Origin of the sequence: Raineyella sp. LH-20 (assembly GCF_033110965.1) — a bacterium.
Taxonomy (GTDB): Bacteria; Actinomycetota; Actinomycetes; order Propionibacteriales; family Propionibacteriaceae; genus Raineyella.
This window is the reverse complement of the sequence record NZ_CP137003.1, coordinates 537255-551198: the sequence shown is the minus strand read 5'-3', so window position 1 is coordinate 551198 and position 13944 is coordinate 537255. Positions and strand designations below refer to the sequence as shown.

Annotated in this window: 17 protein-coding genes and 1 tRNA gene; 7 read left to right on the top strand and 11 right to left on the bottom strand. The window is 69.7% G+C overall.

The window, feature by feature from the left end; translation table 11 throughout:
• Positions 1-5: 5 nt before the first annotated feature.
• Positions 6-932 carry an ABC transporter substrate-binding protein gene (locus R0146_RS02390; protein WP_317691264.1) on the top strand — a complete coding sequence of 309 codons (927 nt, stop codon included), beginning with the start codon at positions 6-8 and terminating at the stop codon, positions 930-932.
• Between the two features lie 245 nt (positions 933-1177).
• On the opposite strand, the gene R0146_RS02385 is transcribed toward R0146_RS02390, so the two are convergent.
• Positions 1178-2155 (bottom strand): pirin family protein, encoded by a 978-nt coding sequence (locus R0146_RS02385; RefSeq protein ID WP_317691263.1) that lies wholly within the window; start codon positions 2153-2155, stop codon positions 1178-1180.
• Between the two features lie 211 nt (positions 2156-2366).
• On the opposite strand from R0146_RS02385, the gene R0146_RS02380 reads away from it, so the two are divergent.
• Together R0146_RS02380 and R0146_RS02375 are read left to right on the top strand one after the other, a co-directional pair.
• Complete coding sequence (locus tag R0146_RS02380; RefSeq protein WP_317691262.1) at positions 2367-3014, top strand: SDR family oxidoreductase; 648 nt, start codon at positions 2367-2369, stop codon at positions 3012-3014.
• 73 nt (positions 3015-3087) lie between these two features.
• On the top strand, positions 3088-3987 hold the full coding sequence (locus R0146_RS02375; RefSeq protein WP_317691261.1) for a 1,4-dihydroxy-2-naphthoyl-CoA synthase: 900 nt from the start codon (positions 3088-3090) through the stop codon (positions 3985-3987).
• 151 nt (positions 3988-4138) lie between these two features.
• Here the strand turns inward: R0146_RS02375 and R0146_RS02370 are convergent, their stop codons facing one another.
• Both R0146_RS02370 and R0146_RS02365 read right to left on the bottom strand, forming a co-directional pair.
• On the bottom strand, positions 4139-5017 hold the full coding sequence (locus R0146_RS02370) for a diacylglycerol kinase catalytic domain-containing protein (RefSeq protein ID WP_317691260.1): 879 nt from the start codon (positions 5015-5017) through the stop codon (positions 4139-4141).
• Positions 5014-6021: an SPFH domain-containing protein gene (locus R0146_RS02365; RefSeq protein ID WP_317691259.1), complete on the bottom strand. Its 1008-nt coding sequence runs from the start codon at positions 6019-6021 to the stop codon at positions 5014-5016. Before R0146_RS02365 ends, R0146_RS02370 begins: the two co-directional genes overlap by 4 nt.
• A 213-nt stretch (positions 6022-6234) precedes the next feature.
• Between R0146_RS02365 and R0146_RS02360 the strand changes: the two genes are divergently transcribed.
• Entirely contained in the window at positions 6235-6630 is a 396-nt protein-coding gene (locus R0146_RS02360; RefSeq protein ID WP_317691258.1) for a hypothetical protein, read from the top strand.
• Positions 6631-6981: 351 nt separating this feature from the next.
• Here the strand turns inward: R0146_RS02360 and R0146_RS02355 are convergent, their stop codons facing one another.
• Both R0146_RS02355 and upp read right to left on the bottom strand, forming a co-directional pair.
• Entirely contained in the window at positions 6982-7416 is a 435-nt protein-coding gene (locus R0146_RS02355; protein ID WP_317691257.1) for a hypothetical protein, read from the bottom strand.
• A gap of 140 nt (positions 7417-7556) precedes the next feature.
• Positions 7557-8198: a uracil phosphoribosyltransferase gene (gene upp, locus R0146_RS02350; RefSeq protein ID WP_317691256.1), complete on the bottom strand. Its 642-nt coding sequence runs from the start codon at positions 8196-8198 to the stop codon at positions 7557-7559.
• 138 nt (positions 8199-8336) lie between these two features.
• Here upp and R0146_RS02345 point away from each other — a divergent pair, with 138 nt between their 5' ends.
• From R0146_RS02345 to R0146_RS02335, 3 genes are all read left to right on the top strand, one after another.
• Positions 8337-8966: a tRNA adenosine deaminase-associated protein gene (locus R0146_RS02345; protein WP_317691255.1), complete on the top strand. Its 630-nt coding sequence runs from the start codon at positions 8337-8339 to the stop codon at positions 8964-8966.
• Between the two features lie 53 nt (positions 8967-9019).
• A complete protein-coding gene (locus R0146_RS02340) occupies positions 9020-9454 on the top strand; it encodes a nucleoside deaminase (protein ID WP_317691254.1) in 435 nt (144 codons plus the stop codon).
• A 270-nt stretch (positions 9455-9724) separates the two neighbouring features.
• Positions 9725-9812: transfer RNA gene (locus R0146_RS02335), tRNA-Ser, on the top strand.
• 74 nt (positions 9813-9886) lie between these two features.
• On the opposite strand, the gene R0146_RS02330 is transcribed toward R0146_RS02335, so the two are convergent.
• The 6 genes from R0146_RS02330 to R0146_RS02305 all read right to left on the bottom strand — a co-directional run bounded on the left by R0146_RS02330 (position 9887) and on the right by R0146_RS02305 (position 13828).
• The gene (locus tag R0146_RS02330; RefSeq protein WP_317691253.1) at positions 9887-10459 is read right to left on the bottom strand and encodes a hypothetical protein; all 573 of its coding nucleotides are present in this window, start codon (positions 10457-10459) and stop codon (positions 9887-9889) included.
• Positions 10460-10509: 50 nt separating this feature from the next.
• Complete coding sequence (locus tag R0146_RS02325; protein ID WP_317691252.1) at positions 10510-10773, bottom strand: hypothetical protein; 264 nt, start codon at positions 10771-10773, stop codon at positions 10510-10512.
• A 149-nt stretch (positions 10774-10922) separates the two neighbouring features.
• Positions 10923-11336 carry a DUF3788 family protein gene (locus tag R0146_RS02320; protein WP_317691251.1) on the bottom strand — a complete coding sequence of 138 codons (414 nt, stop codon included), beginning with the start codon at positions 11334-11336 and terminating at the stop codon, positions 10923-10925.
• Between the two features lie 727 nt (positions 11337-12063).
• On the bottom strand, positions 12064-12891 hold the full coding sequence (locus R0146_RS02315) for an oxidoreductase (RefSeq protein ID WP_317691250.1): 828 nt from the start codon (positions 12889-12891) through the stop codon (positions 12064-12066).
• Between the two features lie 67 nt (positions 12892-12958).
• Positions 12959-13495, bottom strand: a complete 537-nt coding sequence (locus R0146_RS02310; RefSeq protein ID WP_317691249.1) for a LytR C-terminal domain-containing protein — start codon at positions 13493-13495, stop codon at positions 12959-12961.
• A 39-nt stretch (positions 13496-13534) separates the two neighbouring features.
• Complete coding sequence (locus R0146_RS02305) at positions 13535-13828, bottom strand: type II toxin-antitoxin system VapB family antitoxin (RefSeq protein ID WP_317691248.1); 294 nt, start codon at positions 13826-13828, stop codon at positions 13535-13537.
• Between the last annotated feature and the right edge of the window lie 116 nt (positions 13829-13944).

The following is a 13944-nucleotide window of genomic DNA, read 5'->3' as shown; positions in this document are numbered from 1 at the left end:
ACACCATGAATCGCCGACCCGTACGCCTGCTGGCACTGGCCGCAGCGCTGATCCTGGCCCTCGCCGGGTGTGCCACCTCCAACCCCACCTCCGGCGCATCGGCCCCCTCGGCCGCCGCCGGTACCGTCCGCATCGGCTCGGCCAACTTCCCCGAGTCGGAGATCATCGCCGAGATCTACGCCCAGGCTCTGGAAGCCAAGGGCGTGACGGTCGAGCGGCACATGCAGATCGGTGCCCGTGACATCTACATCGGTGCCCTCAAGGACGGCTCGATCGACCTGGTCCCGGAGTACACCGGCAACCTGCTGCAGTACTTCGACTCCGCCACGACCGCGAAGACCCCCGACGAGGTCAACACGGCGCTCACCAAGGCGACCCCCTCCGGCTTCACCGTGCTGACCCCGGCGCCGGCCGAGGACAAGGACTCCTACAACGTCACCAAGGAGTTCTCCGACAAGAACCACATCACCTCGCTGGCCGACCTGGCCGGCTACCAGGGCAACCTCAAGGTGGGCGGCAACCCCGAGCTCGCCGAGCGGCCGTACGGTCCCAAGGGCCTCAGCTCGATCTACGGTGTGCCGGCCGACCGGATCAGCTTCGTGGCGATCTCCGACGGCGGCGGCCCGCTGACCGTCAAGGCGCTGCAGGACGGCCAGGTCGACCTGGCCGACCTCTTCACCACCACCCCGGCGATCAAGGACAACGGATTCGTCACCCTGGAGGACCCGAAGAACATGATCATGCCGCAGAACGTCGTGCCGCTGATCAGCGCGAAGGCGAACACGGCGGCCGTCACCGAGACCCTGAACACGGTGTCGGCGGCACTCACCACGGATGATCTGCTGGCGCTCAACGGGCGCAACCAGGGCGCCGAGAAGGCGTCCCCGGCGCAGCTGGCGAAGGACTGGCTGAAGCAGAAGAACCTGGTCTGACCGCCTCGGACAGACAGATCCGGAAGCCCGGATCGAGAGATCCGGATCTCCGGACCAGGTCCGGACGGCTCCACCGATCGGATCCGGACAGAGGGCGACCCCCGACGGCTGGTGGGCCGCCGGGGGTCGCCGGTCGTCGGGGAGAGTGGATACGTCCCGACGGGTCATGCGGGCGTTCGGGTCCTTCGTTCCGGGTCCTTCGTTCCGGGGCGTACGGTCCGGAGGCGTACGAGTCCGCGGGAGCCTCAGTGACCCTTGCCGTGGTAGGGCCGAAGGCCGTCGACGGGCACCTGGCCGAGCCGGCCGTGCTGGAAGTCCTCGAAGGCCGCCACGATCTCGGCGCGGGTGTTCATCACGAACGGGCCGTACTGCACCACCGGGTCGCCGATCGGCTGTCCGCCGAGCAGCAGCACCTCCAGTGCCGGCTCCTTGCCGGACTGCACGGTGTCGGCGGCGATCGTCAGCCGGTCACCGGCACCCATCACCGCGAGCTGGCCGGTGTGCACCGGGCGGGCGTCGCCGCCGACCGTGCCGCGACCGGCCAGGACGTACACCAGGCTGTTGAAGTCCTTGCGCCACGGCAGCGACAGGCGCTCGCCCGGGTTGATCGTGGCGTGCGCCATGGTGATCGGGGTGTGCGTCGATCCCGGGCCGGTGTGGCCGTCGATCTGGCCGGCGATCACCCGGACCAGCGCGCCGGCGTCGGCGGAGGCCAGCAGAGCGACCCGGCCACCCTCGAGATTCTGGTAGCGCGGGGCGATCATCTTGTCCTTGGCGGGGAGGTTGACCCACAGCTGGATGCCGTGGAACAGGCCGCCCGCGTCGACCAGTTCGGCCGGCGGGGTCTCGATGTGCAGCACGCCACTGCCGGCGGTCATCCACTGGGTGGCGCCGTCGAAGATCATCCCGCCGCCACCGTGCGAGTCCTGGTGCTGGAAGCGGCCGTCGAGGATGTAGGTCACGGTCTCGAAGCCTCGGTGTGGGTGCCAGTCGGTGCCCCGGGCCTCACCGGGGGCGTACTCGACCTCACCCATCTGGTCCATGTGGACGAACGGGTCGAGCAGCTCGTGGGGGACGCCGGCGAAGGCGCGGCGGACGGGGAAGCCCTCGCCCTCGAAGGAACTCGGCGCGGTCGTCACCGCCAGTGCGGTGCGCTCGGTCTCGTCCGGACGGGCGGGGGTGATGCGCGGCAGGGTCAGGGTGTCGGCGGTCACAGCAGGCATTTGGTCTCTCCTCGGATGAGGCCCACGGGGTGTCGGAGGTGCCCACGGGGTGGTGATGACACCTGAAACAGTTGAGAAATCAATCATATTCCCGAGCGGGTGGACACGGAAGGTCTGTGCCGGTGACGAGTGTCGTTCGGACGGGTGTCGCGGACGGTGAGGGGTGTCGCGGACGGTGACGGGGGTCATGGGCGCCGGGTAGCGTGAGGCCATGGCGACGATCGTGATCATTGGCGGACATGGCAAGGTAGCGCTCCGGCTGGCCCCGCTGCTCGTGGCGCAGGGGCACCGGGTGCGCTCGTGGGTGCGCCATGAGGACCAGCTCGACGACATCCGGGCCAGCGGCGCTGAAGCGGTGCTGGCCGACGCCGAGGCGATGGACGTCGAGGCGATGGCCACCGCCCTGACCGGTGCCGACGCGGTGGTCTGGTCCGCGGGGGCCGGCGGTGGCAACCCGAGCCGGACGTACGCCGTGGACCGCGACGCGGCGATCCGTTCGATGCAGGCCGCCGAACAGGCCGGCGTACGCCGCTATGTGATGGTGTCCTGGGCCGGGTCGGTGCCCGACCTCGGGGTGCCGGCCGACAGCTCGTTCTTCCCGTACGCCGACGCCAAGCTCGCCGCCGACGACCATCTGCGCACGACCTCCCTGGACTGGACGATCCTCGGTCCCGGCACGCTCACCCTCGACGAGCCGACCGGTCGGATCGACACCGGCGTCGGTTCCGGGCGGCCCACGTCGCGGGCGAACGTGGCGCTGGCGGTCCGCGAGGCGCTGGCCCAGCCGGCGACGATCGGCCGGTTCATCCCGTTCGCCGACGGCGGCACACCGATCGCCGAGGCGTTCGCCGCGCTCTGAGGACGACCCGCGCTCTGAGGACGACCCGGGCGGCGGACGACCGTGGGGCGTCCCCGGGACTAGGTTGGGGCCCATGACGCAATCGTGGGACCCCGCACTGTGGGAGCCGGTGCCCGGCTTCGAGGACTTCACCGACATCACCTACCACCGGGCCAAGGACGTCCCCGCGGTGCGGATCGCCTTCGATCGCCCCGAGGTGCGCAACGCCTTCCGGCCGCAGACCGTCGACGAGCTCTACCGCGCCCTCGACCATGCCCGGATGAGCTCCGACATCGGCTGCGTCCTGCTGACCGGCAACGGCCCCTCGCCCAAGGACGGCGGCTGGGCCTTCTGCTCCGGCGGCGATCAGCGGATCCGCGGCAAGGCCGGCTATCGGTACGCCGAGGGGGAGACCGCCGAGACCGTCGATCCGGCCAAGCTCGGTCGGCTGCACATCCTCGAGGTGCAGCGGCTGATCCGGTTCATGCCCAAGGTCGTCATCGCTCTGGTCAACGGCTGGGCCGCCGGCGGCGGCCACTCGCTGCACGTGGTCTGCGACCTCACGCTGGCCAGCCGTGAGCATGCCCGGTTCAAGCAGACCGACGCCGACGTCGGCTCCTTCGACGGTGGCTTCGGCTCCGCCTACCTGGCCCGTCAGGTCGGCCAGAAGGTGGCCCGGGAGATCTTCTTCCTCGGCGACACGTACGACGCGCAGCGGGCGTACGAGATGGGCACCGTCAACAAGGTCGTCGACCACGACCAGCTCGAGGTCGAGGGTCTGGAGTGGGCGAAGAAGATCTGCGGCAAGTCGCCGACCGCCCAGCGGATGCTGAAGTTCGCCTTCAACGCCATCGACGACGGCATGGTCGGCCAGCAGATCTTCGCCGGCGAGACGACCCGGCTGGCGTACATGACCGACGAGGCCGTGGAGGGTCGCGACTCCTTCCTGCAGAAGCGCGACCCCGACTGGTCGGCGTTCCCGTACTACTACTGATCTCACGCTCGGGCACCCCGTCCGTCGCCGCACACGGGAGGATCTCGACGGTCGGTGGCGGCGCGCGGTCAGCGAGCCGGGTGCGGTCAGTGAGGTGTGTGTGGTCGGCGAGGCGGGTGTGGTCAGCGAGTCGGCCGGGCGTTGCGCCTGGTCAGGCGACCAGGCGCAGCGCCGTCTCGGCCCGGCCGATGCGTACGGTCTGGCCCCAGGTCAGGGTGAGCGAGTCGGCCTCGATGCCGTCGCCGAACGCAACGAGCCGGTCCGACGCGATGGTCAGATGGAGCTCGGCGTCGACGAGTTGGCCTTCGGTGAGAGCCGTCCCGGTCGCCGGGGACGGCCAGGCCTCGCGGACGAACCAGAGCAGGCGAGGCTCGGTCGGTGACGGCAGCGGTAGCTGACTGGCCCGCTCGAGGGAGACCGACCGGCACCAGCCAGTCGCTCCTGTCCCGGTCGCGACGATCACCCCGGACGAGGCTTGCGGCTCGGCGAGGGTGTCCGGCGTACGCAGCTCATAGCGCGCGGTCTGGTGGCTCGGGTGTCCGACGTAGATCTCGTTGAGGGCCAGCAGGCGCTGCCCGTCGTCGAGGGTCGCCCGGACCATCGTGTGCTCGGTGACCTGGTCGGTGGCCCGGAGCAGGTCCGGCAGATCGCGGGCGGCGTGGGCCACCAGTGCGCCGACGTTGCGGCCGGGCTCGGGGTCGATCCCGATCACCGGCTGGCCCTCCAGGTATTTCGCAACGTTGGCGACGAGGCCGTCCTGGCCTACGACCACGACCAGGTCGTCGGGGGCGAACAGGAAGCGCGAGACGTCGCCGCGCTCGACGCTCCCGCGGCGCCACTCGACCGGGATCGCCGCGGCAGCGGTCTCGATCGCCTGCTGAGTCAGCCGGTGGCGTTCTTCGAGTTCGGCGATGTCGCGACCGCGGCTGCTCAGGAAGAACGCCGCCTGGCCCCGGGTGCCGTGGGTGGCGAGCAACTCCTCGTACTCCGTGCGCCGGTGCACGATGACGACCCGGGGCATCAGGCTCATGCTGTCACCTTGCCCGTGCCGAGGTGGGTCAGCGCCTGGCTGATCAGGTCCGGGCTGAGCACCAGGGTCTCGATCGTCGGCAGGTTCGCGGCCAGATCCTTGACGGCCAGCGCGAGCAGGATCGTCTCGGGCGCGTCCCGGTAAGCCGCGACCTTGGCCGCCTCGGCGTCACCGGCGGCGACACCCGCGAGGCGGGTGCTCTCCGCCCGGGCCTCGGCCAGCGTGATCGTACGCCGCGCCTCCGCGTCGGCCGCGATCGCGCCGGCGGCCGCGTTCTCCTCGGCTTCGCGCCGCGAGTTGGCGCCGCGCTGGCTCACCAACTGTTCCTCGCGGCGGGCCAACTCGATCTGCGTCTGCAGTTCGTTCTCACCGATCGCGCGCTCGCGCTCCACCGCGACCGCACGGCGCTCGAACGTCGCCTTGTCCGCCTCCTGCTGCACCTGTTCGCGCGTCGGTGTCCGCAGCGCCTTCTCCACCTCGGGGGCGGGGCGGACGGCGACGACGCGTACGCCGACGACGGTGATCCCGGTCTCGGCCAACCGCCCGTCGCCGCGCAGTCCCTCCGTGATCACGGTCCTGATCGGACCGACGCCGCCGGCCATCGCGGCGGTCAGGTCAGCGGTCGCCAGCAGATCGATCGCATACTGCTGAGCCGACTCGGTCAGCAGACCAGCGACTTGGTCGAGCGGGGTGCCCCGCCACCGACCGGTCTCCGGGTCGATCGAGAAGTCGATGCGGCCGGCGGCGGTCGCCGGATCCGTGACGCGGTAGGTCATGGTGGCCTGCACGGTGACGTCCTGGAAGTCGCTGGTGCGGGCGTGGAACAGCAGCGGCAACTCCCGGTCGTCGACCGGCACCTCGTTGAGGACGGCACTCAGCGGCCGGAACCAGAAGGACGCGCCGACGCCGGCACGTACCGGCCTCCCGTCGCGGATCTGTTCGACGTGGGCGGTGCTCGAGCCACGCAGGTGGCGTACGAAGGGGTAGCGGGCGATGTCGGCCATCGGAGACTCCTGTCGTCGTGATTAATGTCAGAACGACAGTAAGCATCGAGGCTCATAAATGTCAATTAGACATTAAGTGCTCGGTTCATGATCTCCGCGTGGCGGGATGCTGGGGCGGCGTGCCGCGGCGGTGTACCAGGTGGTGTGCCGGGGAGGGGTCCGAGGGCCGTTCGCGATCCTCGCGAGTTCCCGTGGGACGGCTATGGTCGGGGCATGGCTGAGACCTCACTTCCCTCGTCCGCCCGCCGCCTGCAGGGCATGGCGATGGTCACCACCGTCCTCGTCGTGATCCAGCTCGTCCTCGGGCTGCTGATCGCCACCGGGATCGCCGGTCAGCTGCGCGACGTCCATGCCGGCATCGGCTACCTGACCACACTGGCCGCCGCCGTTGCGGCGGTGTTCGCCTGGCAGGTGGGCTCGCTGGTCGGGTCGAAGGGCGTGTTCTTCCATGCTCTGTCGCTGCCGATCCTGATGATCGTCCAGATCGGCCTGGCGGAGGCCCACCTGGAGATCGTCCACATCATCCTGGGCCTGGCGATCGTGGTCGGCGTGGTCGGACTGGTGCCGATGGCCGCCAAGCAGGCTGCGAAGCTGCGGTCGCACGCCTGAACCGACGGCGTGGCGCCACGCGGCCGGATTCTCGCCGTCGCGCGTGGGCCGGGCTGTCGACCACATGGGCGGAGCCGTCGATCACGTGGGCCGAGCCGTCGACTCCGGCCGAGCTGTCGACTCCGTGAGCCGGATCTGGCGGCTCGGTGCGGCCGACCGTGGGGAGTGGTTCGCCGATCTGCGGAACGGCGCGGATCGCCGGAGGCCGGGACCGGTGCCGGAGAGGTGGGCCGCCAGATTCGGCTCACCCGTCGGGTGATGGCCTGGCGGGGTGAGGCGATAGCCCGTCGGGGTGACGGCCCGTCGGGGTGATGGCCATGGCCTGTCGGGGTGATGGCCATACGTCGATGATCAGCCGACCGCCTGGGTCGGCCGACGTGCCGGGGCGGTCGTCGCCTGGGACGGGTCGATCGCCCGTGCCGTCATCATGGCGAGGCCGGCGAGGACGAACGCGTTGACCCCGTGGATCAACCCGAGGTAGGGGCTGAGGAGGATGCCGCCGAGGCCGACCGCGACCTGGAGGACTGCGGACACCAGTGCGAGACCGGCCCACAGGCGGGCCCGGCGGGCGATCAGGGTCAGGATGAACAGGATCAGGGCGACGGCCGGGATGACGTACATCCCGATCGTGCCGTGGAGCATGGCGCCGACCGGGAACGGCACCTGGGCGCCGGGGTTGGCCTCCTGGAACCGGATCTCCTCTGCCACCCCCCAGACGACCACGGCGGCTTGCACGACGACGAGCAGGGCGATGAGGCGGGCGAGGTATTTGACGGCGGTGGTCATGACGTCCTCCTTGAGGACTGAGTGGACCCGTCACCAGATAGCGTGACCTTAGTCACATTTTGAGCCACCGTGGGACGCGCGAAGATGACGATTAGGTCTCGATCGCCCGGGTCACCTCGCGCCCCGTACGTCCCGCCGGGTCAGTTCGCCAGGCCGTAGAGCCGGTCGCCGGCATCCCCGAGCCCGGGCACGATGTAGCCGTGCTCGTTGAGCCGCTCGTCCATCGCGGCGACGACCAGGTGGCAGGGCACCCCCAACCCCTCGGTGATCGTACGGACGTGCTCGACGCCCTCCGGGGCCGCGAGCAGGCAGATCGCGGTCACGTGGTCGGCACCCCGGTTCACCAGGAACTGGATGGTCCCCGCCAGCGAACCGCCGGTCGCCAGCATCGGGTCCAGCACGTAGCACTGCCGCCCGGACAGGTCGGCGGGGAGCCGCTCGGCGTACGTCACCGGCTGCAGCGTCTCCTCGTTGCGGGCCATCCCGACGAAGCCGACCTCGGCGGTCGGCAGCAGCCGGGTCATCCCGCCCAGCATCCCGAGGCCGGCGCGCAGGATCGGCACCACCAGTGGGCGCGGCGTGGAGAGACGTACGCCCTGCGCCTCGCGGACCGGCGTCTGCACGGTGCACGGTTCGACCCGTACGTTGCGCGTCGCCTCGTACGCCAACAGGGTCACCAACTCGTCGGTGAGCTGACGGAAGACCGGCGAGGCGGTCGAGGCGTCGCGCAGCAGGGTCAGCTTGTGTGCCACCAGGGGATGATCGACCACATGAAGTTCCACGCCCCTCAGGGTGTCACATCGGCGCCGCACCGGGCCGCCCGGTCCCGATGTGACACCGGTAGCCAGCCGTCCGCTCGACTGTCGCCGTTGCTGGATCTCTGAGAACATAGGGTGGCCATGGGCGATCAGGAGGCTGGCGTGTCTGACTACGACGACGAGGAACTCGACGACCTCGACCTCGATTCCGAGGACGAGCTCGACGACGATGACGACCAGTTCGAGGACGACGACATCGACGAGGACGATGACGGCGACTATGAGGAACTGGACGACGCCACCGACGAGGACGTCGACTTCGTCGTCGCGGCCTATCGCGAGGACGGCCATCCCGTCGTCGTCGCCCTCGACCTCGAGATGGCCAACGACCTCGACGAGATGATCAACCACCTGCGCCGGCTGCCCGGTGAGGCGGGGGCGATCGGGATGCTGTCGCTGGTCGAGGAGGTCTTCGTCATCGTCCGGGTCCGCGGCGCGATCGTCCAGGTCTTCCTGTCCGACGGCGCCGCCGCCGACGAGTGGCCGATCGCCCGCGACATCCTCGACTACCTCGGCATCGACGAGATCCCCACCGACGGTGAGGACGAGGACGACGTCGTACCGATCGGTGACTCCGAGATCCTGCGGGACCTCGGCGTGGGTGATTTCGACCTCGAGCAGTTGGCCGAGGACTTCGACACGACCAGTGACGAGGCGCTGTTCCAGCTCGCCGACCGGATCGGGATGGGCCCGCAGCTGCGGTCCACCGTCCAGGAGGAGTTCGAGGACTGAACGCCCCGATGTCTGTCGGGCGGCCGGTTCCCCCCGGGGGATGGCGCGGCCCGATGCTGCGCGCCCTCGACGAGGCCCGGCTCGCGCCGGCCCACGGGGACGTACCGATCGGCGCGGTCGTGCTCGATCCGTCCGGTGAGTTTCTCGCCGGCGGGCACAACGAACGAGAACGGTACGGCGACCCGACCGCCCACGCCGAGATCGTCGCGATCCGTGCGGCCGCCCGGGCGGTGGGGGAGTGGCGCCTGGAGGGCTGCACTCTGGTGGTCACCCTCGAGCCTTGCACGATGTGCGCCGGGGCGATCGTCGCCGCCCGGATCGACCGCCTGGTCTTCGGGGCGTACGACCCCAAGGCCGGTGCCGTCGCCTCCCTGTGGGACGTCGTACGCGACCCGCGGCTCAATCACCGGCCCGTGGTGACCGGCGGCTTCATGGCCGAGGAGTGTGCCGTGCCGCTGCTGGACTTCTTCGGGGGCCGCCGGGACTGATCGGGGTGGGTGTCGCGCCGAAGCGTGCCGCCCGTGATGAAGCGTGCCGGCCATGATGATGGCACCGTGGGCCACGTCGCTCGGGGGCCGTGATCGGGACGGCGATCGGGGCCGTGATCGGGACTGCGCCGATCGGATCCTGCTCGTGGGGCCACGTCCGGGCGATCACAGGGTGTCTCTGGCTGGCCATGATCCCGCGTGCCGGGGTGCGGCGTCGGCCGGTTCGCCCGATTGGCACCCCGCGGCCACCTTCGTGTAATGTCTGTCGACGGTGACGTGTCTGAGCGGCCGAAGGAGCTCGCCTCGAAAGCGAGTGTAGGGAGACCTACCGTGGGTTCAAATCCCACCGTCACCGCCATCTCAGCAGCCCGGATCCTCGGTGGAGGGTCCGGGCTGTCCGGCTGTCAGGGATTTCGCCGGTGGTGGAGCCCGTCACACGAGGCCCGCCAGTAAGCAGAGAAGGACGAACAGCGCGAACGCCACCGCGCCGAACGCCACCACCACCAGCCACCCGATGCCGCGCCGCAGGGCCCGCCGACCCCAGGTCGCTCGGTCGCCGGAGACAAGGTGCTCCCCCTCGAGCTCGGGGCATTCACGATGTATCCAGTCCGGGCCGTCGAGCTCCAGCCAGACGATGACCACGCGGTGCCGTGCATCACGCAGAACCAGCAGGTGCGTGTCCCAGTTGAACGACGGGAGGACAACGCCGACGCCTCGCAGCGACGGGACGGACACCTTCCGCAGCCCGAGGACCGTACGGACGCCCACGTCAGAACCCATCCGGACGGCCAGGTCGGCGGGTCCCACCGGGAGTACGAGCAGGGGCAGCAGCAGCGCCAGGAGGAACGACAGCGCAAAGGTGGAGTTGGGGATCCAGTGGTCCGGGAGAGCTCCCGCAGCCAAGGGGGCGGAGCGCCATAGCGGTTTGGTGAGGCGGCACACCGGGACCGCGATGGTCCCAGCGATCAGGATGACCCGGCCCCCGACCAACAGGGCCGTGGCCATCACATCCTCCCCGCGGCCGTCGCCGTCACCGGTTGGTCGCATCGTGCGCATCAGTCGTGAGCGACGCGGTGGGACCAGCGGAACCGCCGCCATCGCTCCGCCAGCAGGCGGCGAGCTTCGTCGAAGGACGACGTGGTGTCGAGGCACGCGACCTCCACGGTGGCCGGGGAGTCCCTGTCAGCGACGAGCAACTCGGTCGCCAGAGAGATGGCGTCGCGTATGTCTGGGTGACAATCCGTGCATGAATCAGTGGTCAGGACTTCGACCGCCAGAAGACGCATCTTCAGCGGGAGGTCATCGGTATCGCCGGGCACGGCCCCATCGTGCACCCTGCAGTGGCCGCCCGGGGCCCGGAACCGGTGCACCGTCGCGGGGCAGGCTGCTCGGACACCGATGATCCTCCTGATCAGCTGAGTGCTCGGCCCCTGTATGGACGTTCATCCGCCCCTCGCGGTGCGGGTGCTCACCTCAGGGCGAGCCTGAGCCGCAGGAGGGTGCTGACCTCCTCAACGTCTTGCGGCGTACGTACGTCGATGGGCACGGAGAACAAGTGCCCTGCAGGCTCGAGATCGGCGATACGGTCTCGCAGTCGATCCCCGAGCGAATCACTCCCCAGCACCTTCGGGCGGAGCCGCTCGGCGAAGTGGAACGCGACCCGGAGCGCCCCCGGGTGAACGCTCAGCCACGCCACCGTCTTCCCCTTCTTCGTGGCCTTGGCGAGCCAGCCTCCGTCGCGATAGTGCCGCCACGCGACCTCTGCCCCCTGAGCAGAGAACACGTCGGTAACGGCGCTCCACACCGCGGCGGAATCCCCGAGCGCGTCGAGGATCGAGCGCTGGTCAGGGTGCACCGCCGGATCGACGAACGCGTTGTCCATGCCCTCGATCATTGCACCCGTGCTCTCCGATCAACCCACCATCGAGCCCGGGGAGCTCCGGTGGTCGGAGGCCCGGGTGATGGGGTTCTGGCGTTCAGGCGGTCGGGGTTCGGGGTTCGGGGTTCGCGGTTCAAGGTTCAGGTGGTCGGTGTTTCGGCGTTCTGGGTTCGGGATTCAGGTCCCGGTGGTCCGGGTGGTCCGGGTGGTCCGGGTGGTCCCGGTGGTCTGGTGAGGTGGATCGTCGGCTGCCTGTGCTCGTCCCCGCAGAGGACGTCGGTTATGCGTTGCGTTCATGCGTTGGTGTGTGTCTTCACGCACGAACGCATGAGCACAACGCATGAGTGGGTGAGCCTGCGCTGAGTTCGGGATCCGCACCGTCTGACAGCCCCCGTCGTGTGTCTCCGGGGGACCGACTGGAGATGCGCGGACGGGGCAACATGCCCGTGGGGATTCGCCACCAGGCGGAAGACGTGCCCCTGGGCCTGACTCATCCCCTGGGCCTGACTCATCCCCTGGGCCTGACTCACCCACTGCGCCGGACTCACCCACTGCGCCCCGACGATGACCCGAAGACGTGAGCCGAATCTGGCATCTCGATCGACCGCGGGGGAGTGCTCGGTCGATCGATCGGCGGAATGGCGCGCTTCTTGGCAGCGGCCAAGCGCGTGCGGGGAGCCGAGATGTCAGATTCGGCTCATGATCCGTCGGCACCGGGCGACGCGCTGCCTCAGCGGGCGAAGTAGAGCAGTCCGGTGATCGCGTCCACCGCGCGGGTGGGCAGATATTTGGCGAGGGTGATGATCGCAGCGGCGCGGCGCCCGACGGGGTAGCGGGCCGAGGGCTTGTCGTCGGTGGCGGCCTCGATGATCACCTCGGCGACGCGGGAGGCCGGCACGGCGAGGACTCCGGAATTCATCGCCCGCAACGCCCGGCGGGTGGCCTTGGCATGCTTGGCGTACGCCGTGCCCCTGGACGACTTGACCAGCGAGTCGGCGGCGATCGCGTTCCACTCGGTGCGGACCGGGCCCGGCTCGACCAGGATGACGCGTACGCCGAAGGGCTTCATCTCCATCCGCAGACAGTCCGAGAGCCCCTCCACGGCGTGCTTGGAGGCGTGGTACCAGGCGCCGTACGGTTCGGCGACGTAGCCGGCGATCGAGGAGACGTTGACCACCCGACCGGTGCCCGCCTTCCGCATGTGCGGGAGCACCAGCTGGGTCATCCGGGCGAGTCCGAAGACGTTCACCTCGAACTGGGCGCGGGCGTCGCGCATCGGCACGGTCTCGACCGCCCCGAAGGCGCCGAAGCCGGCGTTGTTGATCAGCAGGTCGATCCGGCCCTGCTCGGCGATCACCGCGTCGACGAGGTCCTGCATCGATCGCTCGACGGTGAGGTCCAGTGCCCGGGTGTGGATGCCGGCCCGCTGGAGGCCCTTCATCCGGTCGGTCCGTCGGGCCGCCGCGTAGACCGTGTAGCCGCGTTCCTTCAGCTGGTGGGCGGTGAGCTCACCGATGCCGGACGAGCCGCCGGTGACGATGGCGACGGGAGCAGACATGCCGGATCCTTCCGTAGGGGCTTGCCGCCCAGCCTAGGCGGCGGATCGGTCGGTCGGCCCCGACGGCTCAGGCGCTGGGCGAGGCGGACGCCGAGGGCAGCGCCGGCAGACAGATCGACGGGACGTCGACGGCGATGGCGGCGGCGGCCTTGTCCTTCATCCCGGCGAACTGGTCGCCGACGACCACCCGGACAGCGTGGTCGGTCATCGTCGCATCAGCCCGCACTTCAGCCTTGGGAAACTGTGCGGCGACCAGTTTCACCTCGGGCGCGTCGACGGCGTAGCCGACCACCACGACGTCCTGGGTGACGATGCTGGTGGAGTTGCCCGTGCCGGACACGACGAACTTCTGGGCGGTCAGCGATCGGGCGACCTGACCGGCCAGGCCCTGCTTGCTGCCGGCGTTGTCCACGGCGACCGTGACCTGTTGGGACAGCAGTTTGCCGTCCTGCAGGGTCTGCGGGACGCACGGTGGCGGCGGGGCCTTGGGGGTGGGTTTGAGGATCTCCTGCCAGGCCCACAGGGTGCCCAGTGCGACGAGGGCGACCAGCACCACCAGGACGAGAGGCGTACGGACGGTCCGCCACAGCTTCTGGGCGTCCATCGCGAGTTCCTCCTGGTGGTGGTCGAGAGTGGTCGGATCCTAGCGGAGTTCCAGCACGCGGGCGTGCATCGTTTGGCGCTGCTGGAGTGCGGCGCGGAGCGCCCGGTGCAGGCCGTCCTCCAGATAGAGCTCGCCGTGCCAGGACACGACATGGGCGAACAGGTCCCCGTAGAAGGTGGAATCCTCCTCCAGGAGAGCCTCGAGGTCCAGTGTCCGCTTGGTCGTGACCAGCTGGTCGAGGCGCACCTGGTGCGGAGGGATGGCGGCCCACTGCTTCTGGACGTACCCGTGGTCCGGGTAGGGACGTCCATCACCCACGCGCTTGAAAATCACATCCCCTACGTTACGTGTCGGATCCAGCAGATGGTGGGCGAGCACCGTGCGCCCACCCACCCGTTAGGAAGATGTGACCGTCGTCGGCGAGCTGGGGGTGGTCGGCGGAGGCCCGG